The 23771-nt window shown below is 61.3% G+C and carries 21 protein-coding genes; 8 read left to right on the forward strand and 13 right to left on the reverse strand.

Translation table 11 applies throughout. The features are described 5' to 3' along the window. Window positions 1-352 precede the first annotated feature (352 nt). The gene (gene sciP / locus J2J98_RS16810; RefSeq protein WP_007533628.1) at window positions 353-628 is read left to right on the forward strand and encodes a CtrA inhibitor SciP; all 276 of its coding nucleotides are present in this window, start codon (window positions 353-355) and stop codon (window positions 626-628) included. A gap of 20 nt (window positions 629-648) precedes the next feature. Here the strand turns inward: sciP and J2J98_RS16815 are convergent, their stop codons facing one another. Beyond that, on the reverse strand, window positions 649-1116 hold the full coding sequence (locus tag J2J98_RS16815; RefSeq protein WP_064711354.1) for a paraquat-inducible protein A: 468 nt from the start codon (window positions 1114-1116) through the stop codon (window positions 649-651). Window positions 1117-1250: 134 nt separating this feature from the next. On the opposite strand from J2J98_RS16815, the gene J2J98_RS16820 reads away from it, so the two are divergent. Next, window positions 1251-1529 carry a GNAT family N-acetyltransferase gene (locus tag J2J98_RS16820; protein ID WP_207601645.1) on the forward strand — a complete coding sequence of 93 codons (279 nt, stop codon included), beginning with the start codon at window positions 1251-1253 and terminating at the stop codon, window positions 1527-1529. Window positions 1530-1679: 150 nt separating this feature from the next. Here J2J98_RS16820 and J2J98_RS16825 read toward each other — a convergent pair whose 3' ends face one another. After that, window positions 1680-2030 carry a hypothetical protein gene (locus J2J98_RS16825; RefSeq protein WP_064695510.1) on the reverse strand — a complete coding sequence of 117 codons (351 nt, stop codon included), beginning with the start codon at window positions 2028-2030 and terminating at the stop codon, window positions 1680-1682. 435 nt (window positions 2031-2465) lie between these two features. On the opposite strand from J2J98_RS16825, the gene ctrA reads away from it, so the two are divergent. Further along, window positions 2466-3167, forward strand: a complete 702-nt coding sequence (gene ctrA / locus J2J98_RS16830) for a response regulator transcription factor CtrA (protein WP_007533606.1) — start codon at window positions 2466-2468, stop codon at window positions 3165-3167. Between the two features lie 176 nt (window positions 3168-3343). Here ctrA and J2J98_RS16835 read toward each other — a convergent pair whose 3' ends face one another. Together J2J98_RS16835 and chpT are read right to left on the reverse strand one after the other, a co-directional pair. Then, window positions 3344-3706, reverse strand: a complete 363-nt coding sequence (locus J2J98_RS16835) for a response regulator (protein WP_064706011.1) — start codon at window positions 3704-3706, stop codon at window positions 3344-3346. A gap of 119 nt (window positions 3707-3825) precedes the next feature. Beyond that, on the reverse strand, window positions 3826-4473 hold the full coding sequence (gene chpT / locus J2J98_RS16840; protein ID WP_064706167.1) for a histidine phosphotransferase ChpT: 648 nt from the start codon (window positions 4471-4473) through the stop codon (window positions 3826-3828). Between the two features lie 195 nt (window positions 4474-4668). On the opposite strand from chpT, the gene J2J98_RS16845 reads away from it, so the two are divergent. Together J2J98_RS16845 and J2J98_RS16850 are read left to right on the forward strand one after the other, a co-directional pair. Beyond that, the gene (locus tag J2J98_RS16845; protein WP_138396462.1) at window positions 4669-5256 is read left to right on the forward strand and encodes a DUF1134 domain-containing protein; all 588 of its coding nucleotides are present in this window, start codon (window positions 4669-4671) and stop codon (window positions 5254-5256) included. A 117-nt stretch (window positions 5257-5373) separates the two neighbouring features. Next, window positions 5374-6534 carry a coiled-coil domain-containing protein gene (locus J2J98_RS16850; RefSeq protein ID WP_207601646.1) on the forward strand — a complete coding sequence of 387 codons (1161 nt, stop codon included), beginning with the start codon at window positions 5374-5376 and terminating at the stop codon, window positions 6532-6534. Window positions 6535-6537: 3 nt separating this feature from the next. Here the strand turns inward: J2J98_RS16850 and J2J98_RS16855 are convergent, their stop codons facing one another. Both J2J98_RS16855 and J2J98_RS16860 read right to left on the reverse strand, forming a co-directional pair. Next, a complete protein-coding gene (locus J2J98_RS16855; RefSeq protein WP_207601647.1) occupies window positions 6538-7362 on the reverse strand; it encodes a TrmH family RNA methyltransferase in 825 nt (274 codons plus the stop codon). Window positions 7363-7368: 6 nt separating this feature from the next. Continuing rightward, window positions 7369-7752 carry a hypothetical protein gene (locus J2J98_RS16860; RefSeq protein WP_064706015.1) on the reverse strand — a complete coding sequence of 128 codons (384 nt, stop codon included), beginning with the start codon at window positions 7750-7752 and terminating at the stop codon, window positions 7369-7371. A 41-nt stretch (window positions 7753-7793) separates the two neighbouring features. Between J2J98_RS16860 and J2J98_RS16865 the strand changes: the two genes are divergently transcribed. Together J2J98_RS16865 and rpoH are read left to right on the forward strand one after the other, a co-directional pair. Next, window positions 7794-8819: an RluA family pseudouridine synthase gene (locus J2J98_RS16865; RefSeq protein WP_064706016.1), complete on the forward strand. Its 1026-nt coding sequence runs from the start codon at window positions 7794-7796 to the stop codon at window positions 8817-8819. Window positions 8820-9006: 187 nt separating this feature from the next. Next, window positions 9007-9915, forward strand: a complete 909-nt coding sequence (gene rpoH / locus J2J98_RS16870) for an RNA polymerase sigma factor RpoH (protein WP_064695517.1) — start codon at window positions 9007-9009, stop codon at window positions 9913-9915. Between the two features lie 93 nt (window positions 9916-10008). Here rpoH and J2J98_RS16875 read toward each other — a convergent pair whose 3' ends face one another. Then, complete coding sequence (locus J2J98_RS16875) at window positions 10009-12492, reverse strand: RodZ family helix-turn-helix domain-containing protein (protein ID WP_207601648.1); 2484 nt, start codon at window positions 12490-12492, stop codon at window positions 10009-10011. A 59-nt stretch (window positions 12493-12551) separates the two neighbouring features. Continuing rightward, complete coding sequence (locus J2J98_RS16880; protein ID WP_064706018.1) at window positions 12552-13850, reverse strand: adenylosuccinate synthase; 1299 nt, start codon at window positions 13848-13850, stop codon at window positions 12552-12554. 191 nt (window positions 13851-14041) lie between these two features. On the opposite strand from J2J98_RS16880, the gene J2J98_RS16885 reads away from it, so the two are divergent. Further along, window positions 14042-14959 carry a DMT family transporter gene (locus J2J98_RS16885; protein WP_064706019.1) on the forward strand — a complete coding sequence of 306 codons (918 nt, stop codon included), beginning with the start codon at window positions 14042-14044 and terminating at the stop codon, window positions 14957-14959. 5 nt (window positions 14960-14964) lie between these two features. Here J2J98_RS16885 and J2J98_RS16890 read toward each other — a convergent pair whose 3' ends face one another. The 5 genes from J2J98_RS16890 to J2J98_RS16910 all read right to left on the reverse strand — a co-directional run bounded on the left by J2J98_RS16890 (window position 14965) and on the right by J2J98_RS16910 (window position 23682). Beyond that, window positions 14965-15813, reverse strand: a complete 849-nt coding sequence (locus J2J98_RS16890; RefSeq protein WP_138396465.1) for a GNAT family N-acetyltransferase — start codon at window positions 15811-15813, stop codon at window positions 14965-14967. A gap of 423 nt (window positions 15814-16236) precedes the next feature. Beyond that, complete coding sequence (locus J2J98_RS16895) at window positions 16237-18021, reverse strand: IlvD/Edd family dehydratase (RefSeq protein WP_207603157.1); 1785 nt, start codon at window positions 18019-18021, stop codon at window positions 16237-16239. Window positions 18022-18312: 291 nt separating this feature from the next. Continuing rightward, window positions 18313-21513: an efflux RND transporter permease subunit gene (locus tag J2J98_RS16900; protein WP_138396467.1), complete on the reverse strand. Its 3201-nt coding sequence runs from the start codon at window positions 21511-21513 to the stop codon at window positions 18313-18315. Window positions 21514-21629: 116 nt separating this feature from the next. After that, window positions 21630-22820: an efflux RND transporter periplasmic adaptor subunit gene (locus J2J98_RS16905; RefSeq protein WP_138396468.1), complete on the reverse strand. Its 1191-nt coding sequence runs from the start codon at window positions 22818-22820 to the stop codon at window positions 21630-21632. Between the two features lie 46 nt (window positions 22821-22866). Then, window positions 22867-23682, reverse strand: a complete 816-nt coding sequence (locus J2J98_RS16910; protein WP_207601649.1) for an alpha/beta hydrolase fold domain-containing protein — start codon at window positions 23680-23682, stop codon at window positions 22867-22869. Between the last annotated feature and the right edge of the window lie 89 nt (window positions 23683-23771).

Here is a 23771-nt window from a genome sequence, read left to right on the forward strand (position 1 = left end):
AGCTCGTACAGCTATAGAACATTGCCATTGGGCACTCCCGAGCCGACATGGACCTGTCTGAGAAGGCGAAAGTGTCTTGTTTCAGGCCAGTGTCGTGGCGCCGTCCCCCCCCGCAAACGATCCCTCCTTGCAGATGATCGCTTCATCGGCGTCACCAATCTGCTGCAATGAAAAGGATCGACGCGCCTTTGAAAGCCGGCGACCTTTGGGGCCAATTGCTGATCCGGTCGTTCATTCACCGGCGGCAGCGGGCATCTAAATTTGTTATCAAAGTCTTACGTTGGGCTTAGGCAATTTTTAAATGTGGCAGGCTAGAGTGGCGCTCGTGGTCTTGCGTTGTGTAGAGAGTCCAATGACCGAAATGATACGTCCCCGAGTGAAATATGTCATCGGCCCCGATGGCAGCCCCCTGACCATCGCCGATCTTCCGCCGCCCAATACGCGGCGCTGGGTGATCCGCCGCAAGGCAGAGGTTGTCGCGGCAGTGCGCGGTGGCCTGTTGAGCTTGGAAGAGGCCTGCGAGCGTTACACGCTCACGGTCGAAGAGTTCCTTTCCTGGCAGTCGTCGATCAACAGCCATGGCCTGGCTGGCTTGCGCACCACCCGCATCCAGCAATACCGCCACTGATCGCACGCCATCGTCGACATTTATTTCGGGCCGGACGCATCTCCCATCAGGGAATGAAGAAGGCCCGAAATTATTGACGAGGCGGCGTAGCACCAAAGGCCAGGCTGCGTGAACGCATCCGCCAACCCCGTTGTCTTCGCCGCAGCAATAACGATCGCGACAAGCAGCACGTCCATCATTGACCACTTGGACAGATGCGGCACGACGCGACGATAGAACAGGCTCCCGGCCCCGCCGCCGGCAGCCGTCGCTTCCGCCGCGATCCCGATCATCTTCAGAAGCGGAAGCACGATTGAGACCAGCGCAACGATCGCCGCCAGCAGCGCATCGCCGCCTTGCCAGAGCGAGACGACGATTTCGATGAGCGACGGAGTCTGATCGAAGAAATAAAGCGTCTCGAAACGAACCAGCGGTAAGATGAGCCCGAGTGCCAGGAGGAACGGCGCCGCAACGAGAAGAGCGGGACGGACGATCGAAAGCGCTCTCATTGCCCAGAGGCTCGTGTCGATCCGATATTTTCCATGAACACTGTGTCTCCCTCAGGAATGATTTCGCCGGCTTGGCACGGCCGCGCCGCCGTGTCACCGTCGGCGGCAATAATATCTGTGTACGAGGTAAGGCGATGGACATTCGAAATGAAGAAGGCCGCTCCGGCGGCCGTTATGCCGCCGAGGTCGAGGGGCACGAGGCGGAGATGACCTATTCGCGCGCGTCGCCGAAGCTCGTCATCATCGATCATACGGCGGTTCCCGACGCCTTGCGCGGCAAGGGCGTCGGCCAGGCATTGGCGCTTCATGCAGTGGAAGCGGCTCGCGCGGGCGGCTGGAAGATCATCCCGCTCTGCCCTTTCTTCAAGGCGCAAGCGCAACGCCACCCGGAATGGCAGGATGTCGTGAACTGATGCCGTGGCCTGAAGCAGATGAGGTTTGGGCGACGACATTCAGACGTAAAAGGCGAAACACCAAAAGCCATGTATGACGGACAGCGCGCCCGTCATACATGGCTTCTCTCTGGCGATCCTCAGGCGCCGAAGCCGGCGCCCGTTTGTTTTTTAGGCCCTGGCGCGGGCGCCGCTGTCCCGTTCTTCCAGCGCCGTCGCCCTTGCATATTCCGCCTGCATCTCCTCGAGCGCCATTTCCAGCGCCTCTTCCTGCATCTTCAGTTCCTTGATCGAAACCTGCAGGTTGTCGGCCCGCTGACGCGCAGCCTTGGCGAAGGTCGGATAAGCAAAGTGATTCGGGTCTGATATTCCGGACTTCTTTTCCTCGACGACGATCTGGCTCTCCAGATCCTTCGTCATCCGTTCGAATTCGGACATCATCATCTGCAATTGCTGCAATTGACGTCGTTTTTCGTTCACCTGAAACTCCTTCAGGCGGACGAGACTTTCTCGCGACTTCATACGCATTACTCCCGTGATGCGAGACCCCGGCTCAACTTGAAACCGCCCTGCGCGCCGCTTTGACACGGTTTGCTAAAAAATTTCCTGCGATATTAACAAAAACCTACCGCTGGTAACCTTTCGTTTACGGGCATCGTTAATGATAGGCCCGATGATTTAAGGCTCGGTAAATGCCGCGGCAGGAATTCCGAACCTTTTCATTGGTGAGTCGGATGAATCAATTAGCGCTGTTTCTTCATGTTAAACTTGAGGACGCCTTTTTGAGATTCCTATTGGAAAACAGAGAAATGGAAAAATTATTTAATAAATTCGATACTCCTTGCCAGAGTGAATTAGAATTTGTTAACCATTTCGTGGCAGCTTCCAAATCACGTAGCTTATTCGGTATCGTGTAGGGGGCCAGACCACCTTTCGGCGGCGGTAAAGGGGATAATTATGCGGGTACTTCTCATCGAGGATGATAGCGCTACGGCGCAGAGCATCGAGTTGATGCTGAAATCAGAGAGTTTTAATGTTTATACCACCGATCTCGGTGAAGAAGGCGTCGATCTGGGCAAGCTTTATGATTACGACATCATCCTGCTCGATCTGAATCTGCCTGACATGTCCGGATATGAAGTGCTCCGCACTCTCCGGCTGTCCAAGGTCAAGACACCGATCCTCATTCTGTCGGGCATGGCCGGCATCGAAGACAAGGTTCGTGGCCTCGGCTTCGGCGCCGACGACTATATGACCAAGCCGTTCCACAAAGACGAGCTCGTCGCCCGCATCCATGCCATCGTCCGCCGCTCTAAAGGCCACGCCCAGTCGGTCATCATGACGGGCGAGTTGATCGTCAACCTCGACGCAAAGACTGTCGAAGTCGGCGGCCAGCGCGTCCACCTGACGGGCAAGGAATACCAGATGCTGGAGCTGCTTTCGCTCCGCAAGGGCACCACCCTCACCAAGGAAATGTTCCTGAACCACCTTTATGGCGGCATGGACGAGCCGGAACTGAAGATCATCGACGTCTTCATCTGCAAGCTTCGCAAGAAACTCGCCAACGCCGCCGGCGGTGCCAACTATATCGAGACCGTTTGGGGCCGTGGCTACGTTCTTCGCGAGCCGGATGGCACCGAATATGCGGAAACCGCTTGATCTTCCGATTCCCCTTATCGGATGACGAAATCCCGCCCTTCCCGGCGGGATTTTTCGTTTCAGCTTCGCCGGCTAAAACGTCGAGGTCCATCCAGATGCTGGACAGGTCGATATCTTGATAAAGCCCGGAGTTCGGCTGCGTTTGGGCGGCCGATACGGTCGGAAAGAAACTGCGCTCAGGCAGCGATCGCGCGGTTTCCAAAGACGGCGGTCAGGATCTTGCGATCGAAGGGCTTCAGCAGGAAATCGGTGGCGCCGGCTCTCTTACCCGCCATCAGCTTCTTTAGGTCAGCCTCGATGACGCAGTAATAGATCTTGACCTCCTTGCCGCCGTCCATGGCGCGGATGGCCGCGATGAGGTCAAGCGCGCCCTCCATGCCGGAATCGACGATCAGATATTCCGGCAGCTCCGCTTGGCAGTGCTGCAGCGCCTCGGCGGCATTGGAGGCTTCGCTGACGAGAAAGTCGAGTTCGGAGAGAATGCGCTTCCCGACCTTGCGGACGATGTCCGAATTATCGGTGATCATGAACCTTTGCATGGCCGCTCCTTTTCCCCGCATTCGTCGCAGCGATGGGTCTCCTACAACCTAAGAGAATAGGTCCATCAGGCTAAAGAATCGTTACCAGACGAGCGCAAACGCCCCTCCGTGCGCCGAATTCAGACCGTAGCAACCACCGCCGTGAACACCAGTTCGTCCGGGCTTGCACTGTGATCGAGCGCCATTCCGCACTCCTCGGCCAGGAGCACCGTATAATAAGGCTGGATCGAATGGGCGTCGATCGCCTCCTCGATCGTGCCGGTCGATATCTCCACGAACTTCGGTGGCAAACGCATCAGCTTGCCTTTCGCCGTGAGTTTGAACTTGGCGTCGAATTCCGGATTTTCGAGCGTCACCTCGAGCACGCCGCCGCGCGGAATGGCGGAATAGGCGACGAGGAAGAGGTTGAGCAGCAGCTTGACGCGGTTTTTGGCGACGATGGCCCGCGGTCCGTTCCAGATCACCTCCGTCTTCTTCTCCGCAAGCGCAAAATCTTTGGCGGCCCGCTCGGCCTCGCCGGTATCGATCGAGGCGCCGACGGAACCAGACGCACCGAAGGCGAGGCGCGCGAATTTCAAGCGGACGGAAGCGTTGAGCGCGCTGGTGCGGATCAGATCCATTGCATCGGAATCAGCGCCGCCTTCATCCAGGAGTTCCAGGCCGTTGTTGATCGCGCCGACGGGCGAAATGACATCGTGGCAAACGCGGCTGCAGAGAAGCGCGGCCAGATCGGGGCCGGACAGGGTGAGGTTAGGGTTCTTGGACATCATCGTCTCCTGAGGGGCGGCAATCTCATCGCGCCCGCAAATATGCTTCATCAAAATTGCGCGAAGTTTGCGATCATACTCGGTGCCATAATGACACCATATTTGGTAAACCGATTGTTAAGATCATCGGCGCAAAATGCAGCAATCGACGCGAGCGGGTGTCCGCTCCCGGCCAAACGACGAACGGATGACATCATGCGCCCTCGAATTCCGCACCGATTCATTGGCTTCTGCAGATTGCTTTCGGCCATCGTCTTCTCCTCGCTGATAATTGCCGGGCCGGCCGCCGCCCAGAACAACGGTCAGTATACGATGCAGGAAATCATCGATACCGGCCACTCCTTCTTCGGCTCCGCCAGCGGCGGCCTTGCTAAGGTGGTGGAGAGCGCCTTCCAGAAATACGGTCTGCCGAACGGTTATATTCTCGGACAGGAAGGTGGTGGCGCCTTCATAGCCGGACTGACCTATGGCGAAGGCCAGCTGAATACTAAGAACGCCGGCGAGCATCCGCTCTACTGGCAGGGCCCGTCTCTCGGCATCGATTACGGCGGTCAGGGCTCGCGCGTCATGATGCTGGTCTATGACCTGCCCTCCATCGACGGCATCTACGGCCGTTTCGGCGGCGTCAGCGGCTCGGCCTATGTGATCGCCGGCTTCGGCATGACGGTTTTGAAGAACAACGACGTGCTCGTTGTGCCGATCCGCACCGGCGTCGGCGCCCGCCTCGGCGTCAATGTCGGCTATCTCAAGATCACCCAGGCGCCGACCTGGAACCCGTTCTGAAGCCACCGGGCCGCTGGAAATCGCCGCCGGCTTCATCGGCGGCCTTGCCCAGTCGTGCCATGCGTGCTTAATCATCGCGGCTGACCCCGTATTAACTGTCGAATCGATGGCCGCGCCGTGATCGAATACGCTCTCTTGTTCGGATTGGGCTTCCTGACCGCCGCCTTCCTCGTCTTTCTGGTCTCGCCGGCCGTTCATCGCCGCATTGTCTGGTACACCGAGAACCGCCTCAAGGCGACGATGCCGCTGAGCCCCCAGGAGGTTCGTGCCCAGAAGGATATGGTGCGCGCCCTTCATGCCGCCGAAAATGCCCGCACCACCCAGGACCTTTTGCGTGAGCGCGAGAAATCCCTGTCGCTCCAGCTGCGCCACGATGCGCTCGCCGTCGATGCCGGCAGGCTTGCCGCCGAAATCAGCGAATTGCAGGCGCAGATCGGCGAGATGCACGTCGAGGCGGCCGAGCAGCGCTCGCACCTGCGCAAGGATGAGAACTATATCAGCCAGCTGAAGACCAATCTGCATATTGCCGAGCAATCCGCTGCCAATAAGGAAAGCGAACTGGTGGCAATGCGGACTCGGCTGAGCAAGCTCAGCGAACAGGCCGACGGGCTGAGGATCGACCTGGCCGCGCGTGAGACCGAGGCGGAAAGCCTGAAATTCCGGGCTAACGCGCTGCGCGACGAACGCGACACATTGCGCCAGGACGTCAACCTGCTGCAGAAGCGGGCTAGGGATGCCGAACAGAAACTGACGCAGCAGCAGCATATGGTGATCCGTCTGGAGGACAAGGCTGCACGCGAAAGCGCTTCCGCCGCCGAGAAGGAAACTCTGCTCGCCCGCCGTCAGCACGAGATCGCCAAGTTGAAGGAGCAGTTGAAAAACGCCAATGCCGAGATCCGCAAGATCAACCGGGTGCTGAGCGACGCAGGCCTAGCCAAGATGGCTGCGGAACTACCGGCAGAACTGACGGTCGAAGACATGCCCGCCTCCGTATTCGACACAGCCGCCATTGCGGCTGAGATGGGCGAGGATGTCCGCAAGCGCAGCGCCGCCCTTGCCGAGCGCCTGCAGAAGGCAAAGGCCGTCACCGGCCGCGATGGCGCGATCCGCGAGGAGATTGCCTCGATCGCCGCCAATATGGTGGCGCTGACCGCACTCAGCGAAGGCCCTTCCTCACCGATCCGCACGCTTCTGCCGGATGCCGCCAATAACAACCCGAACGACCGCGTCAGCCTAGCCGAGAGGGCGGCCGCCATCATCGCCAATCCGGTGCGGTAGGCGTCAGAGCCGCGCCATCGCAGAAGCCATGGAGAATAGCGCGATCCCCGTCGCCGTCGCGGCGTTGAGACTGTCGAGCTCGTCTGATTGGGGGATGCGTGCGCTCTGAAAGCGCGCTAGCAGCGCCTCCGGCAAGCCCTCCCCCTCCGTGCCGACGACGAGCGCCATCCGCGCCGACGCCGGAATGGCCCGTATATCGGCCTTGCCATGAGGCGAAAGCGTCCAGATGGCAAAGCCCCGCTCGGCAAGCGTCATGAGCAGGTCCAGCGCCTTGCCGCCGCGCCGGTGCGGAACGCTCAGCACCGAGCCGACCGACACACGCAACGCCTTGCGATAGAGCGGATCGCAGCAGGTTTCGTCGAGCAGCACCGCATCCGCCCGGAAGGCGGCAGCATTGCGAAACATCGAACCGGCATTGTCATGGTTGGAAATGCCGCAGCCGACCAGCACCAGCGCCTGTTCCGGGAGTGCGTCGAGAAGCGCTGCCTCGCCGCGGTCCTCCCGCCTGCCAAGCGCAAGAACGCCGCGATGCAGATGAAAGCCGACGACACCGTCGAGCACGTCAGCCTCGGCGACATAAACCGGCACACAGGCCGGAAAGCGTTCCAGGATGGGCTGCACGCCGTCGACGCGATTGCGCAGCAGCAGGATCTTTTCGGCCGAGAAGCCGCGGCCTGCCGCATGCGCCTCGGCGAGCATGCGCAGCACGACGGTACCCTCGGCGATGAAGCGGTTCTCCCGGCCGGTCAGGTCGCGCTCTCTGATGTCGCGAAATTCAGCGATGCGCGGATCGTCGGCGCTGTCGATGAGGATCGGGTCGGCGGCCATCCGGCCTCAATTCCCCGCGACGGTGACGTCGGCGACAGTGCGGCCGGTCTTGAGGTCGAACACCAGTGCCTTGTTCCTGCCCTCGACCGTTTCGCCGTAGAACAGGATCTGCCCCGCCGAAAACGAAGTGGACTGCACCTTGAACCCGAGCGGCAGGGAAAGGGTCGCCGCAAGCGGCGCATCCGAAGGCACCCCGGAGGCTGCGGCAGTGGACGCGGTCTCCTTGGGCTCCCGCATCGTCTTGTAGACAACGGCGCCGAAGACCGCCATAAGGCTCACGAACATGATGGCGCCGGAAACGATCTGCAGGCGGACCATCTTGCGCCGGACATTTTCCATTGCCGGATCAAGGGGCTTCTCGTCCTGGTCGTCTGGCTCGATTGCTGTCATCTGTGCGTCCCGTTCTAAAAATAAGTCGGAGAAGAAGCGTCTTGAGCGACCCCTTTAAACAAGCAGCCGGCATTAGAAAAGTCCTGACCGCCGATGAAACCGCCGAAGGCCGACTCGACGCCTGGCTGACGGCGCAGGTCGGCGAGGATTTTTCCCGCAGCCGCATCAAGGCGCTGATCAAGGACGGCCGGGTTTCTCTGCGGGGCGAGCAGGTTACCGATCCGCAGCGCAAGGTGCGTGTCGGCGACAGTTTCGAGATCACACTGCCCGAACCGGAAGACCCGACTCCGCAGGGTGAGGATATCCCGCTCGATATCCTGCACGAGGACGACGACCTCATCGTCATATCGAAGCCGGCCGGGCTGGTCGTCCATCCCGGCCCCGGCAACTGGACAGGAACGCTGGTCAACGCGCTGATTTATCATTGCGGCGATACTCTTTCCGGTATCGGCGGCGTGCGTCGCCCCGGCATCGTCCATCGTCTCGACAAGGACACGACAGGCGTCATGGTCGTCGCCAAAAACGACATTGCCCATCGCAACCTCTCACTTCAATTTGCCGATCACGGCCGCACCATGCCGCTGGAGCGGGCTTATCAGGCAGTCGTCTGGGGGCGCCCTCGCACGCTGTCGGGCACGGTCGACGCGCCTCTTGGCCGCGCCACCGGCGACCGCACCCGCCGCGCCGTCAAGCGCCCTGACAGTCAGGATGCTGATCACGCAATCACGCATTATCAGGTGATCGAGCGCTTTCATGAAAACCCTGATGCGACGGCGCTCGCGTCGCTGGTCGAGTGCCACCTCGAAACCGGCCGCACGCATCAGATCCGCGTGCACATGGCCCATATCGGTCACCCGCTGCTCGGCGACATGGTTTACGGCGCCGGCTTCAGGACCAAGGCAAATCTGCTGCCGGAAGAGATCCGAAAGGTGGTCAAGGGTTTCGACCGTCAGGCGCTGCACGCCTTCATGCTGCAATTCGAGCATCCCCGCACCGGTGACCTCATGCATTTCGAGGTACCGATGCCCGACGATATGGTGGAACTGGTCGAGGCGCTGCGGCGATAAAGGCGGCTCGGGTTGCCGCCCCCCGCCTCACACCTGCGTGAGCGGCACCCTTGAACCGCCGTTTTGCCATACTTATCTGTATATAGACTTAGTGCGGGCTTGGGAAAAGCCGCACGTCCCGGTTTGCCTTTTCGACGCGGGGACGCGTTTCCATCGGGAACCGGAATTCACTTCAGGAGGGTGCACTATGGCCCGAAATACCTTGCCGTCCATTACCGCCGGCGAAGCCGGCCTCAATCGTTATCTCGACGAAATCCGCAAATTTCCGATGCTGGAGCCGCAGCAGGAATATATGCTGGCCAAACGTTATGCCGAGCATGGCGACCGCGATGCCGCCCATAAGCTCGTCACCAGCCATCTCCGCCTCGTCGCGAAGATCGCGATGGGTTATCGTGGCTACGGCCTGCCGATTGGCGAAGTTGTCTCTGAAGGCAATGTCGGCCTGATGCAGGCCGTCAAGAAATTCGATCCCGAGCGCGGCTTCCGCCTGGCCACCTACGCCATGTGGTGGATCAAGGCCTCGATCCAGGAGTATATTCTGCGCTCGTGGTCGCTGGTGAAGATGGGCACGACTGCAAATCAGAAGCGCCTGTTCTTCAACCTGCGTCGGCTGAAGGGCCGCATCCAGGCGATCGACGACGGTGACCTGAAGCCGGAGCATGTCTCGGAAATTGCCACTAAGCTGAACGTCTCGGAGGAGGAGGTCATCTCGATGAACCGCCGCCTCTCCGGCGACGCTTCGCTGAACGCACCGATCAAGGCGGCCGAAGGCGACAGCGGTCAATGGCAGGATTGGCTGGTGGACGACCATGACAGCCAGGAAGATGTGCTGATCGAACAGGACGAGCTCGAAACCCGCCGGCGCATGCTGGCGAAGGCGATGAGCGTGCTGAATGAACGCGAGCGCCGCATCTTCGAGGCCCGTCGCCTCGCCGAGGAACCGGTGACCCTGGAAGACCTGTCGGCTGAATTCGACATCAGCCGCGAACGCGTCCGCCAGATCGAAGTCCGCGCCTTTGAAAAGGTACAGGATGCTGTCCGCAAGGAAGCCCTGGAGCGGGCCAAGGCCATTCGCGTCGTCGAAGCCACTGCCTGATCGGCTGAACTTGAGAATTGGACGCCACCTCCTTAGACGGGAGGTGGCGTTTTTGTTTTGTCGGGACGACGGCAGGGCGCACCGAGAGCCCACTCACTGACTCGTCGAGATATCCCCGAGCGCAGTCCACTCCTTGACGGCCGTGTTGAAGGCATCCGTTCCCGTGCCACCCTTTTCCATCGTCAGCAGCGCACGGCGGCCGTTGCGATAGGTAATGGGAATATCGATCCAGTTGCGGGTTGACAACAGATCGAGATTAGCCTTGCGCGCATCGGGATAGTCGTTGAGCGCGATCATATGGAAATCATCGGTGATCTTGGCCGGAACCGCAATCAGCGCGTCGCCGCGATCCTGCTCTGTGCGCTTCATCGAGATGCGCTGGACGCTGTCGATGCTGCCTCCTTCAAAATTGGGCGGCACCGAGAAGACAATCTCGACAAGATGACTTGCCGGCAGCGACGGATCGGAATTGCGCTTGAAGGTGACAAGAGCCGAGAGATTGCGTTCGGGAACCGTGACGTTGCCCTGTACCGTCGCTACCTGCCGGCCATTCTGCCCTGCCTCGTGCTGCACGCTCCAGACCACAGTTCCCTCGATCGCCGTCGGGGAGCTCTGGCCGATACGCTCCTCATAGAGGAACATTTTTTCGGACGAGCCAACCGGCGCAGCCTGCGGTGGCGATGTCGCAGGACCGCTCGGCGTCAGCGGCTGGGGCGGTGCCGTATCCCCCTGCGCGCCGGCAGCTGGCATATCCGCTGCAGCGACATTCTGCTCGGCTACCGATTTTCCTTCGGCCGTCGGCGTTCCCGGCACCGTCGCCGGACCGCTGTCGACTTCGGTCCCGTCGGCGAGCAGTCGCTGCGTAAACTTCGAGTTGGCTGCCGCACCGTCGTTGTTCAACGAGGCCACTTGCTGGTTCGGCTGTGCCGGGGCCGCCGGCGTATTCTGCGCTTCCGGCGTGGCCGGCTCGGCTGGCGTCGTCGTGGCCTGGACTGGAGTCTCGGACTCCGCCGTCGTCGTTGCCGGCTCATTCCTCGTAGCCTGCGATGGTGCCGAGCTGACGAGTCCATCGACCATCGCCACCAGCGCTTCTCTGTTCATCCAGCCGGCATAGGCGCCGCCGCCGATCAGGATAAGCGCAAAGAGGAGAGTGATAATCGTGCCGATGCCGAAGCGGCGACGCTTCGGCTCCATGCGGAAATTCTTGCCCTGCAGCTTGGAGGCGACGATCTGATCGATATCCATCGCCGGATTGGCGTCGTCATCGTCCATGACGATCGAGCCGCGGCGATCATAGCCACGCAGCGCCTTCGCTTCCCGCCACCCCTCGCCCGGTGCGCCGGCGGCGGGTGTGGGCTTGCCATCGTGCACTTCCGCAAAGATATCGACTTCCTCGAAATGCGAGGACACCGGCGTCTTCTTGTCGGTGCCCGCCTCGATCGGCGGCAGGTCGTCGAAGGCGGCCTTCTCCCAGGAGAAAGCCTCCTTGGCGACCGGCATGACAGCGGCGGGCGCCATTTTCTCGAGGCTCGATATCACATCTTCGAATGCGCGCGCGGAAGCGTCGGCGGTCGCCGGCGCCGTTTCCGAATATTGCCGGAGCTCCTCTTCGGCCCACTCGGTGTCGGCATCCTTGGGCGCTGGAGCCGGCGTCTCGGCGGCTGGCTCGGTCCAGACAGGATCGAAATGTCCCGCGGCATCTGCCTGCAGCGGTTCTTCGCGGCTATGCTCGACGAATTCCTGCGCACGATCGAAATCGGCAACCGGCTCCACCAGCCGGTTGGATGCATGCTCTATGCCGCGCGTGATCGGCTGGAACGACTCGATTGGCTGGTAATCCGCCTCGGCGTTCGGCTCTTGACTTTCCACCGTCGCCGGTTCGGCCGCAATCTCCTCGGCTTCCACGGGATGCTGCTCATCGGTACGATGCTCGTCCGCTTCCTCGTAGAGATGACCGGCGGACGGCGTTTCGAAGCCGTGATGTTCCGGCAGCACTTCTTCGGCAGCGACGTCACGCGCCTCGCCGGCATGCCATTCCTCGGCCGGCGCCTCCTCCTCATGCGAAGGATGCCAATGAGTCTCGACGGGTGCAGCTGTCTCCGCAGGAGGTGGCGGTTGTGCGGGCTCAGGTTCCGAAGAAAGCGGCTCCTCGGTCGCGACCTCTTCCTCAGTTTCCTGCTGTGCGTCGGCTTCCTGGTGGTCGGGTTCGTGGACGGCGTCGGTCGTCGGCGATTCCGCATCGGCTTCATCGGCGGGCTCGTCGACGGCCGTCTGTGGCGCAGGGGGTGACTCGCTTTCGACGGGAACCGCTTGATCTAAGGTTTCCGGCGCAGCGACAGCGACAGCCGCCTCATCAAGGGGCAGCGCTTCGGAGTGTTCAGCCTCCACTTCGCGGATAGCGGCCTCGAGCTTATCGAGCTGGCGTTGGAGCATGGCTTCCGGCGGACGCGGCTTCATGTTCTCGAGCTGCCGCTGCACCGCGCCGCGAGCACGTTCGTAGACCTTTACCCGCATCTCGGGGGTATTTTCAGCCAGGCCGTCGACGGCCCGCCGAATAACTGCAATAAAATCCGCCATTCGTACTTTCTCAAGAAGTCCGGCCTCTGCCGAACTGTCCTCCACAGTGGCCCGTGACCTTAATCCTCAAACGGATCGGTCACAAGTATCGTGTCGTCCCGCTCTGGACTGGTGGATAGGAGCGCGACCGGCGCCCCGATCAATTCTTCGACTTGGCGAACATACTTGATCGCCTGCGCCGGAAGATCCGCCCAACTGCGGGCGCCGACGGTCGATTCCTTCCATCCCTCCAGCGTGACATAGATCGGTTCGACCCTAGCTTGCGCTCCCTGGCTTGCGGGAAGATGATCAATCTGTTCGCCGTCGAGCATATATCCGACGCAGATCTTCAATTCCTCGAGACCGTCGAGCACATCGAGCTTCGTAAGTGCGATGCCGGTAATGCCGTTGGTAGCAACCGACTGACGTACCAGCGCAGCGTCGAACCAGCCGCAGCGACGCTTGCGCCCCGTCACAGTACCGAACTCATGCCCCTTCTCACCCAGAAACTGGCCGATTTCGTCGGTCAGCTCCGTCGGGAACGGACCTTCTCCAACGCGTGTCGTATAGGCCTTGGTGATGCCGAGGATATAGCCGAGCGAGCCCGGCCCCATGCCGGAGCCAGCCGCAGCCTGGCCGGCCACAGTGTTGGAAGAGGTCACGAAAGGATAGGTGCCGTGATCGATGTCGAGCAGGCTCCCTTGCGCGCCTTCGAAAAGGATACGGGCGCCCTTGCGGCGCTCCTTGTCGAGAAAAAGCCAAACCGTGTCGCGGAACGGCAGGACCCGATCGGCAATGGAGGTGAGTTCCTCCATGATCGCCTGGTGGCTGACCTCGGCGACGCCCAGGCCGCGGCGAAGCGCATTGTGATGTGTCAGAATACGGTCGACCTTGCCGGAAAGACTGTCGAGGTCCGCAAGATCCATCACCCGGATGGCGCGGCGGCCGACCTTGTCCTCATAGGCCGGGCCGATGCCGCGGCGAGTCGTGCCGATCTTGGTGCCGCTGTTGGATGCCGCATCCTCGCGCATCGCGTCGAGCTCGCGGTGCAGCGAAAGAATGAGCGTCGCATTGTCTGCAATGCGCAGATTGTCAGGCGTAACCGTCACGCCCTGCGCCTCTAACCGCCCGATCTCGGCGATCAGCGCATGCGGATCGACTACGACGCCGTTACCGATGACGGCCATCTTGCCCGGGCGCACGACGCCGGACGGCAAGAGCGAGAGTTTATAGCTGGTACCGTCGATGACGAGCGTATGGCCGGCATTGTGTCCGCCCTGATAGCGAACGACAATATCCGCACGTTCCGAAAGCCAATCGACAATCTTGCCCTTGCCTTCGTCACCCCATTGCGAACCGACCACGACTACGTTCGTCATCCAACTCTTCCTATTACCGGCGGAAAACCGCGCACCTGCTCAAACCCGCGCATCTATAAAGCTTTGTTTTTGGGAAAGCGACCCTGTTGTCGCAGCCGATTGGGCTTTTTACGTGACAAATCAGCAGCCGGCAGTCTATTTCCCCTGGGAAATAGCCGATTATCGATTGCAAAAGACGAGGAAGAACGCTCTTGCAAGCCACAGCCTATTTCTGCCTCGTCATCGCCACCCTCTGCTGGGGAGGCAACTCCGTCGCTGGCAAACTTGCGGTCGGCCATATCAGCCCGATGATGCTGACCTTTCTGCGTTGGTTCCTCGCCGTCGCGCTCATCGCCATAATATCTGTGCCGCAACTGAAGAAGGATTGGCCCGTGGCGAAGAAAAACCTGCCGCTCCTCCTTTGCTACGGCGCCATCGGCTATACACTCTTTAACGCCATGCTCTATTCGGCGGTGCAATATACGACGGCGATCAACGTCGCCATCGAGCAAGCCGGCATTCCGATGCTGATCTTCCTGTTGAATTTCTTCTTTTTCCGCACTGGCATCTCGCTGGCGCAATGTCTCGGCTTCGGCACGACGCTGCTGGGCGTGGCGCTGACGGCCGCCCACGGCGACCTCGCCACGCTGCTGCAGTTGCAGCTCAACCGTGGCGACGGGCTGATGCTGATCGCCATTGCCGCCTACTCGCTCTACACGATATTGCTACGCTGGAAACCGCCGGTCGATTGGCGCACGCTGATGGCATTCCCCGCCCTTGCCGCCATGCTGACCTCGCTCCCGCTGCTTCTTTGGGAGATCGGCCGTGGCGCTGCGCAGTGGCCGGACCAAGCCGGTTGGAGCATCACCTTCTATACGGCGATCTTCCCCTCATTGTTGGCGCAGATCCTTTATATCAAGGGCGTCGAGGCTATCGGCGCCAACCGCGCCGGTCTCTTCATCAACCTCGTGCCGGTGTTCGGAACACTGCTCTCCGTCGTACTGATCGGAGAAAGGCTTCAGTCCTTCCATATAATAGCGCTGATGCTGACGCTCGGCGGCATCGCTATCGCCGAAAAGGGCCGGCCGAAAGCTTCCGCTCCGACCGTGCCTGCCTCACCAGTGGATTAGAGCCTTTAGCCGAGCTCCAGGGTCGTCACACCGAAGACGTGCTTCAACGGGATGGCCGGCGCCGGCCCACGATACATACGTAGCGTCTCGAATACGGGCTGAAGCCCCATGCCTTCGGCAAGTGCGATTGCCTCGCGGTTTTCGACGGGGATGTCGACGAAGATCTGAGCCCCCTTTGCTTCGGGGATCAATTCGGCAAGCAGTGCCGCGGCGCTGTCAGCGTCATTAGCAAAGAGTGGGCCGATCTTGTAGCCTTCGTAGCAGCGGCGGATCGTGCCGTAGCCACGGATCTTGTGGCTTTTGCGGACCACGGCCGTACGCCGTCCCTTGCGGCTGGTGCACCAGGCGGCGAGGAAGGCTTCCCGCGGCTGCGGAAAGATCGCCGAATCGTAGCGCTGCAGCCCTTCCAGGCGTGAATCCAGCACCGGATGAGCGACGAGCGTGGAGGCCGGCAAAGCGGAGGCAACGCCGCCATAGCGAACGGTGGCATAAGCGGGTTTGAAGCCGGCCCTGCGGTAATTCTCCTGCTGCGCCGTAACGCCGTCGAGGCCGATCGTCCGGCCCTCCGCCGTTGCGATCCCCGTTTTCCAGATCGCTTTGCCGTAACCCTTGCCGCGGAAATCGGGGTGAACGATGTAAAGGCCGAGAAAGGCGAAGCTGTCTCCATATTTCACGACCGAGATCGAACCGACAGGGACTTCACCGATGGAGCCGACGAAGAACCCCGACGGATCAGCTTCGAGGAACGCAAGCGAATCGTCGAGGCCCGGATTCCATCCCTCCTGACGCGCCCATTCGAGCACGAGCTCCAATTCGCCGGGCCGCATCGAACGAACGGCAAATTCCGAATTCATGCGACCTTCCCAGATTGAATGTCCCGCAAGTCAATCCCGCCAACGGCAAAGCAATTGTCAGGTCACGGCTCTGCGATCGCACCGAACGAATGATGGAGAAGCGGCGTCTATGGTCTTGACCACGCGCACAATCGTTTTCGATGCAATGCAGTAAGCTTCGTTCCGCATTACCATGAAACAATGCCGTTGCAAGCTCAAGAAAATTACTTGCTGCCCAATAATCCTCCTGCCGACGCGAATAAATGTCGCATCGAGATTTTCCTGGTTACCCAATCCAGAAGACAGAGAAGCATCTCGGCCGAAAATCAGCCATCTATCGCTGCCTTTTGCTTTTCCACTCCGCCCGTGATCGACGGGAACAGCCGGCCTGTCTCGGCTGCCTGCGCGGGATAGCCAAAGCGCAATCTGCGTCCACACGCCAGGTCAATGATTGTGCCGTGGCGGGTTTTTCGCGATCTGGCGGAACTCCGCAGCTCCTTTCAGAACTGCGCCGTCCGACAGTTGCGTCACTGAGCGGCGGTAGAGCCGCTGCCACGGCGTCGCATCCGCCGGCACTGGCGGAATGCCGTCGCCCTTGCGCCGTTCGATCTCAGCCTCGTCGACCAGCATGTCGCAGCGCCCCTCATTGAAGTCGATTCGGATGATATCGCCGGTGCGAAGCCAGGCCAGGCCGCCGCCGGCTGCACTTTCCGGCGAGGCATTGAGGATCGAAGGGCTGTCCGCGGTGCCCGACTGACGGCCGTCGCCGATCGTCGGCAGGCTGCGGATGCCGCGTTTCAGGAGATGATCCGGCGGCTGCATGTTGACGACCTCGGCCGACCCCGGCCAGCCGAGCGGACCCGCGCCGCGGATGACGAGGATGGTGTCCTCGTCGATGCCGAGTTCAGGGTCGTTGATGCGTCTGTGATAGTCCTCGGAACCATCAAAAACCACCGCCCTGCCCTCGAAAACGCCCTCCCGCCCGGGCTCCAGAAGATAGCGCTGGCGGAAATCCTCCGAGACGACGCTCATCTTCATGATCGCGAAATCGAAGAGATTGCCTTTGAGGACGAGGAAGCCCGCCCGCTCCTTCAGCGGTTCGTCGAAAGGCCGGATGACCTCGCGGTCGCTTGCCTGGCGGCCTTGCAGGTTCTCGGCCACCGTCCTGCCCGTCACCGTGCGACAGTTGCCGTCGAGCTTTCCGGCCTGCAGCAGCTCCCACATGATCGCCGGCGTGCCGCCCGCGCGGTGATAGCGCTCACCGAGATAGGCGCCCGCCGGCTGGACATTCGCCAGAAGCGGGATATCGAAGCCGTGCACCTGCCAGTCATCGGGATAAAGTTCGACGCCGGCGTGCTTGGCCATCGCAGCCAGATGCGGCTGCGCATTGGTCGAGCCGCCGATCGCCGAATTGGTGCGGATCGCATTGAGGAAAGCCTCGCGTGTCAGGATATCTGACGGCTTCAAGTCCTCGAACACGATCTCGACGGCGCGCCGTCCGGTGCGATAGGCCATCTGGCCGCGCTCTCGGTAGGCGGCCGGAATGGCGCCGCAGCCGGTCAGCGAAAGGCCGAGGGCTTCCGCCAGGGCATTCATCGTTGAGGCTGTGCCCATCGTATTGCAGTGGCCAACGGATGGAGCCGAATCGAGCGCTGCCTGCAGAAACTCCTCCCGATCGATCTCGCCTGCCGCATATTTCCGCCGCATGCGCCAGATGACAGTGCCGGAGCCCGCCAGTTCCCCCTCGTGCCAGCCGTCGAGCATCGGCCCGCCGGAGAGCACGATGGCCGGAATATCGACCGTCGAAGCAGCCATGATCGCCGAAGGCGTGGTCTTGTCGCAGCCGGTGGTCAGCACCACGCCGTCGAGCGGGTAGCCGTAGAGGATCTCGACGAGGCCAAGATAGGCGAGATTGCGGTCGAGGGCGGCGGTCGGACGCTTGCAGTTCTCGAAGATTGGATGTGTGGGAAACTCGATCGGAATGCCGCCTGCATCGCGAATACCGTCGCGCACCCGTTCGGCGAGCTCGATATGCACCCTGTTGCAGGGCGCGAGATCGCTGCCGCTCTGGGCGATGCCTATGATCGGCCTGCCGGAGCGCAGCTCTTCCGGCGTGATGCCGTAATTCATGAAACGCTCGAGATAGAGCGCCGCCATGTCGATATGATCGGGATTGTCGAACCAATCCTGCGAACGCAGGCGGCGTTTCTTAGGTTGGCTGTCCGTCATCATTATCCTCCCGATCGGCCATTCTTCTCATCGAAGTCTAGAAGCGGAGCGCCAAACTCCGTTTCACCGTCTTCCGCACGCGCGCGCCGGCTTTGCGGCTTCGCCTTCCGCATAGCGGGGTTGAGGCCCACGCCGATCCTCCAGTTGCTATCCGTCTTTGATAGTCCCCTCGTCCACGGTTGCAACCGTTTTGATGAACGTAACGCATTTTCTTCTGGAGTCAGAAAAACGATACGGGCGAGAACCGAAGTTCCCGCCCGATTTACTCGACAAAGGAAGGTTGAATTCCGCTTATTCCGCCGCTAGCCGTATAACCTCGGCCTCTTCCTCCTTGTGCTCGTCCGGCTTGTGCTGGATGAGCGGACGGTTGCCCGTCAGCCGCCGCAGCAGCACGTAGAAGACCGGCGTCATGAAGATGCCGAAGAAGGTCACGCCGATCATGCCGGAGAAGACCGCGACACCCATGGCCGCGCGCATTTCCGCGCCCGCACCGGTGGAAACGACGAGCGGTACGACGCCCATGATAAAGGCCATGGAAGTCATGAGGATCGGGCGAAGGCGAAGGCGGCTGGCTTCGACCGCGGCCTCGCGCGGCGTCCGGCCCTCGAACTCCAGTTCGCGGGCAAATTCCACGATGAGGATCGCGTTCTTCGCCGATAGGCCGACAAGGACGACAAGGCCGATCTGTGTGAAGATGTTGTTGTCTCCACCGGTGAGCCAGACACCCGTCAGCGCTGCCAGCACGCCCATCGGCACGATCATGATGATCGCAAGCGGCAGCGTCAGGCTTTCATACTGGGCGGCCAGCACCAGGAAGACCAGCAGCAGGGCGAGCGGGAAGACGACGACGCTCGAGTTGCCGGCAAGGATCTGCTGATAGGTCAGATCCGTCCATTCGAAATCGATGCCGGACGGCAGCGTCTCCCGAAGGATCTTCTCGATTGCCGCCTGTGCCTGACCGGACGAGAAGCCCGGCGCCGGACCGCCGTTGATATCGGCGGCGAGGAAGCCGTTATAGCGGTTCGCCCGCTCCGGGCCGGTGCTCGGCTCCACCTTCAGGAGGGCCGACAGCGGGATCATCTGGCCCGACGCCGATCGGACCTTCAACTGACCGATATCTTCCGGCTGGGCACGGAATTTCGCGTCGGCCTGCACACGGACGCTGTAGGTGCGGCCGAAGGCGTTGAAGTCGTTCACATAGAGCGAACCAAGATAGATCTGCAGCGTCTGGAAGACGTCGGTGACGGAAACTCCAAGCTGCTCGGCCTTGGCGCGGTCGAGATCGGCATAGAGCTGCGGCACGTTGATCTGGAAGCTGGAGAACAGGCCGGCAAGCTCCGGCGCCTGATAGGCCTTGGCAAGCACCGCCTTGGTAGCCTCGTCGAGCGCCTGGTTGCCGAGACCCGCACGATCCTCGATCTGCAGCTTGAAACCGCCCGTCGTGCCGAGGCCGTTGACCGGCGGCGGCGGGAACATGGCGATGAAGGCATCCTGGATGACGCCGAACTTCTGGTTCAGCGCCATCGCGATGGCGCCGCCGGAGAGATCAGGCGTCTTGCGCTCCTCGAAATCCTTCAGCGTCACGAAGACGATGCCGGCATTCGAGGAGTTGGTGAAGCCGTTGATCGACAGGCCAGGGAAGGCGATCGCATTTGCGACGCCCGGCTGCGCGAGCGCGATGTCGGTCATCCGCTTGATGACGTCTTCGGTGCGGTCGAGGCTTGCCGCATCCGGCAGCTGGGCGAAGCCGATCAGATACTGCTTGTCCTGGGACGGTACGAAGCCGCCCGGAACCGTGGTGAACATGCTGTACGTCGCGCCGACCAGCGCCAGGTAGACCACCATGACGATGCTCTTGCGCGACACCAGGCTGCCGACACCCTTGCCATAGGCATTCGAGCCTGCGCCGAAGACACGGTTGAAGCCGCGGAAGAACCAGCCGAAGATCGCGTCCATGAACCGCGTCAGCCAGTCCTTCGGCGCATGATGATCCTTCAGGAGAAGAGCTGCCAGCGCAGGCGACAGGGTGAGCGAGTTGAAGGCCGAGATGACGGTCGAGATCGCGATCGTCAGCGCGAACTGGCGATAGAACTGCCCGGAAAGGCCGGAGATGAAGGCGAGCGGCACGAAGACCGCGACGAGGACCAGCGCGATCGCAATGATCGGGCCTGAGACCTCCTTCATCGCCTTGTAGGTGGCGGCTCTTGGCGACAGCCCGTGTTCGATGTTGCGCTCGACATTCTCGACCACGACGATCGCGTCGTCGACGACGATACCAATCGCCAGCACCAGTCCGAACAGGCTGAGCGCGTTGATCGAGAAACCGAAGACATACATGACCGCAAAGGTGCCGATGATCGATACCGGAACGGCGATCAGCGGGATGATCGAGGCGCGCCATGTCTGCAAGAAGAGAATGACGACGAGGACGACGAGCGCGATGGCCTCGAGCAGCGTGTCGATGACCTTCTCGATCGAGGAGCGCACGAATTTCGTCGTATCGTAGACGATTTCGTATTTGACGCCCTCAGGCATGGCCAATTGCAGCTGATCCATGGTTGCGCGCACATTGTCGGCGATTTCGATCGCATTCGAACCGGGCGCCTGAAGGGCGGCCACGGCGACAGCCGGCTTGCCGTCGAGCAGCGACCGCAACGTGTAGTCGGCGGCGCCAAGCTCGATGCGGGCGACGTCGCGAAGGCGGGTAATCTCGCCATTGGCGCCCGTCTTGACGATGATGTTGCCGAACTCCTCAGGCGTGCGCAGGCGGCCCTGCGCATTCACGTTGAGCTGCAGGTCGACGCCCGGCTGGCTCGGCGACGCGCCGATGATGCCGGCAGCGGCCTGGACGTTCTGCGAACTGATGGCATTGCTGATATCGCTGGCGGCGAGATCATGCTCGGCCGCCTTCTGCGGATCGATCCAGACGCGCATCGAATAGTCGCCGGCGCCGAAGACCTGCACCTGACCGACGCCTGGGATGCGGGCGAGCCGGTCCTTGATGTTGAGGGTGGCGTAGTTGCGAAGATAGGTGATGTCGTGACTTTCGCCGTCGGAGACGAGATTGACGACCATGATGAAGTCGGGTGAGCTTTTCACCGTGGTGATGCCGAGCGCACGGACTTCCGCCGGCAGGCGCGGCTCGGCCTGCGAAACGCGGTTCTGCACCAGTTGCTGTGCCTTGTCGGGGTCGGTGCCCAGCTTGAAGGTGACGGTGACGTTAAGCACGCCGTCCGACGTCGCTTGGCTCGACATGTAAAGCATGTCCTCAACGCCGTTGATCTGCTCTTCGAGCGGTGTCGCCACCGTTTCGGCAATGACGCTCGGATTGGCTCCGGGATAGGTGGCGCGCACGACGACCGACGGCGGCACGACGTTGGGATACTCGGAAATTGGCAGCGCCCGCAGGCCGATCAGGCCGGCAACAACGATGAGGACCGAAAGAACACCGGCAAAAACCGGCCGGTCGACAAAAAATCTGGAGATGTTCATATCAAAGCCCTCTCCGGGGTGAACATGGATGCAAAATCCCTCGCCGGCGGGTGAGGCGCCGCCGGCAGGTCATATCATTTCGAGTATCGGCCTTCCCTGCAGGGGAAGACCGGATCTTACTGAGCGGTGGCGACCTTCTCTTCCATCTGCGGCGCGACCACGGCGCCGGGACGGATGCGCTGCAGACCGTTGACGACGATCTTCTCGCCGGCCTTCAGGCCGCTTTCGACCACCCGCTGGCCGTCAGCCACAGTTCCGAGCTGCACCTGGCGGTAGGCGACCTTGTTCTCGCCGTCGACGACGAAGACGAATTTCTTGTCCTGGTCGGTACCGACGGCGCGATCGCTGATGACGATCTTGTTCTCCGCCTTCGGCTGGCCCATGCGCACCCGCACGAACTGTCCGGGAATGAGCCGACCGCCCGGATTGTCGAAGACGGCGCGCACGCCGATCGTGCCGCTCGCCGCATCAACCTCGTTGTCGATCAACTGCAGCTTGCCTTTGATCGGCGTACCGTCATCGGTCAGCGTGCCGATTTCGACAGGGATCTGCTCGACCGGAGGCAGGGCGCTATCGGTCTGCGGTAGCTGGGCAAGCGCCCGCGTCACCATCTCTTCGCTGGCGTTGAAGCTCGCATAGATCGGGTCGACCGAAACAAGCGTCGTCAGCGCCGGCGAGGCCGACCCGGCAGCAACGAGGTTGCCGGCTGTGACCTCGATCTTGCCGATACGGCCCGACACGGGAGCGCGAACCTGGGTGTAATCGAGATCGAGCTGGGCCGACTGCAATGTGGCCTGCGCCGAACGTAGCCCGGCCTGCGCCTCGGCCAGCGCGCTCTGGCGCTGATCAAGATCGCTCTGGGAGATGGTGCGGTTGTCGGAAAGCCTGCGGCCGCGATCGAGTTCGGTCTGCGCCAGGCTGACCCTGGCTTCGGCCGAAGCGACCTGGCCTTGCGCCTGTGCCACGCTCGCCTGGTAGGGCGCCGGGTCGATCGTGAAGAGCAGATCGCCCTGTTTGACCAGGGCGCCTTCGCGGAATGCTACCGACAGGATGGCGCCGGCGACGCGGGAGCGCACCTGCACGCGATCGACCGCTTCAAGGCGACCGGAGAAACTTTCCCAGGCCGTCACGTCGCGCGCTGCGACGACGGCTACCGTCACCGGCACCGCAGGAGCCTCCGCCGGGGCGGAAGCGGCAGTGGCAGCCGTGCTCATAGGCAATTCAAAAAACAATGCCGCGCCGGAAACGGACGCAATAAGACCTAGGCCGGCACCCACCAGGGCCCAGCGTTTACTTCTGGACGTCATCAGTACTCTCCTTGCGGCCTCAAGCCGCCGAAATATCAGATCTTCTTCAATGCAATTGCGGTTGGACGCTTACGTCCTGAAGGAAACTCCCGAAATGGCGGCTGACGTGTTCCTGCCAACCGGGCGTTTCCCCGGATTTCCCACCATAAATTAAAGGCCAGCCCATCCCGGCGGGAAGGACATGCTGGCGGACACCGACACCGGCCTTCTTCAGGCGGGCGCCGTAACCGATTGTTTCGTCGTGCAGAGGATCGTCCTCAGCGGTAAATATCAATGCCGGCGCGACGCCTGAAAGACGCGAACAGAGGCAAGGCGCCGCATAGGGATGGCAGCCGCCGCCGCTCAGGTAATGACTCCAGCCCTCGGTCCAACGCTGGCGCATGCCGATGGCTTCCGCCTTACGAATGGAGGACGTGCCCATGAAGGGATCGAGCAGCGGCGAAATCAAAATCTGGCCGTCGAGCGCATCAGGCAACTGGTCCCGCGCCTTCAACGCCACACCGGCGGCGACGTTGCCGCCAGCCTCCTCACCGGCGACAAAAAGCAGCGACTTGCGGTCGCCAAGACCGGCAGCACGTTTGTTGGCGAGGTAGCTGAAAACCGAGAAGGAAACTTCCAATGCCTTCGGAAACATATTGCCGGACAGGCTGCTATAGTCGACGGCAGCGACGATCGCGCCGGCCTTGGCCAGGCTCATCGCCACCGGCCGGTCGACATTCGTCTCGCTGTCGAGAAACGCGCCGCCATGCAGGTAAAGCACGATCGGCTGCCCCTTGCCGTAATCGGCGCCCTGGTAGATACGTGCGGAAACGGGGCCGATGGCCACCTTGTCCAGCACCATATCTTTCCATTCCACCGACATGCTTCCGGTCTCTTTCCGCATTGGAGCAAACAGGCGCATCCGCCCCTTGCATTTTCCACAAAAAAGATATTGTTATTCAGCGGAAGGAA

The sequence above is a fragment of the Rhizobium bangladeshense genome (genome assembly GCF_017357245.1).
Taxonomy (GTDB): Bacteria; Pseudomonadota; Alphaproteobacteria; order Rhizobiales; family Rhizobiaceae; genus Rhizobium; species Rhizobium bangladeshense.

Coding starts and splice junctions, on each gene's coding strand:
- sciP (WP_007533628.1), top strand. CDS start 353: ATGACCGAAATGATACGTCCCCGAGTGAAATATGTCATCGGCCCCGAT.
- J2J98_RS16815 (WP_064711354.1), bottom strand. CDS start 1,116: ATGAGAGCGCTTTCGATCGTCCGTCCCGCTCTTCTCGTTGCGGCGCCG.
- J2J98_RS16820 (WP_207601645.1), top strand. CDS start 1,251: ATGGACATTCGAAATGAAGAAGGCCGCTCCGGCGGCCGTTATGCCGCC.
- J2J98_RS16825 (WP_064695510.1), bottom strand. CDS start 2,030: ATGAAGTCGCGAGAAAGTCTCGTCCGCCTGAAGGAGTTTCAGGTGAAC.
- ctrA (WP_007533606.1), top strand. CDS start 2,466: ATGCGGGTACTTCTCATCGAGGATGATAGCGCTACGGCGCAGAGCATC.
- J2J98_RS16835 (WP_064706011.1), bottom strand. CDS start 3,706: ATGCAAAGGTTCATGATCACCGATAATTCGGACATCGTCCGCAAGGTC.
- chpT (WP_064706167.1), bottom strand. CDS start 4,473: ATGTCCAAGAACCCTAACCTCACCCTGTCCGGCCCCGATCTGGCCGCG.
- J2J98_RS16845 (WP_138396462.1), top strand. CDS start 4,669: ATGCGCCCTCGAATTCCGCACCGATTCATTGGCTTCTGCAGATTGCTT.
- J2J98_RS16855 (WP_207601647.1), bottom strand. CDS start 7,362: ATGGCCGCCGACCCGATCCTCATCGACAGCGCCGACGATCCGCGCATC.
- J2J98_RS16860 (WP_064706015.1), bottom strand. CDS start 7,752: ATGACAGCAATCGAGCCAGACGACCAGGACGAGAAGCCCCTTGATCCG.
- rpoH (WP_064695517.1), top strand. CDS start 9,007: ATGGCCCGAAATACCTTGCCGTCCATTACCGCCGGCGAAGCCGGCCTC.
- J2J98_RS16875 (WP_207601648.1), bottom strand. CDS start 12,492: ATGGCGGATTTTATTGCAGTTATTCGGCGGGCCGTCGACGGCCTGGCT.
- J2J98_RS16880 (WP_064706018.1), bottom strand. CDS start 13,850: ATGACGAACGTAGTCGTGGTCGGTTCGCAATGGGGTGACGAAGGCAAG.
- J2J98_RS16890 (WP_138396465.1), bottom strand. CDS start 15,813: ATGAATTCGGAATTTGCCGTTCGTTCGATGCGGCCCGGCGAATTGGAG.
- J2J98_RS16895 (WP_207603157.1), bottom strand. CDS start 18,021: ATGACGGACAGCCAACCTAAGAAACGCCGCCTGCGTTCGCAGGATTGG.
- J2J98_RS16900 (WP_138396467.1), bottom strand. CDS start 21,513: ATGAACATCTCCAGATTTTTTGTCGACCGGCCGGTTTTTGCCGGTGTT.
- J2J98_RS16905 (WP_138396468.1), bottom strand. CDS start 22,820: ATGACGTCCAGAAGTAAACGCTGGGCCCTGGTGGGTGCCGGCCTAGGT.
- J2J98_RS16910 (WP_207601649.1), bottom strand. CDS start 23,682: ATGTCGGTGGAATGGAAAGATATGGTGCTGGACAAGGTGGCCATCGGC.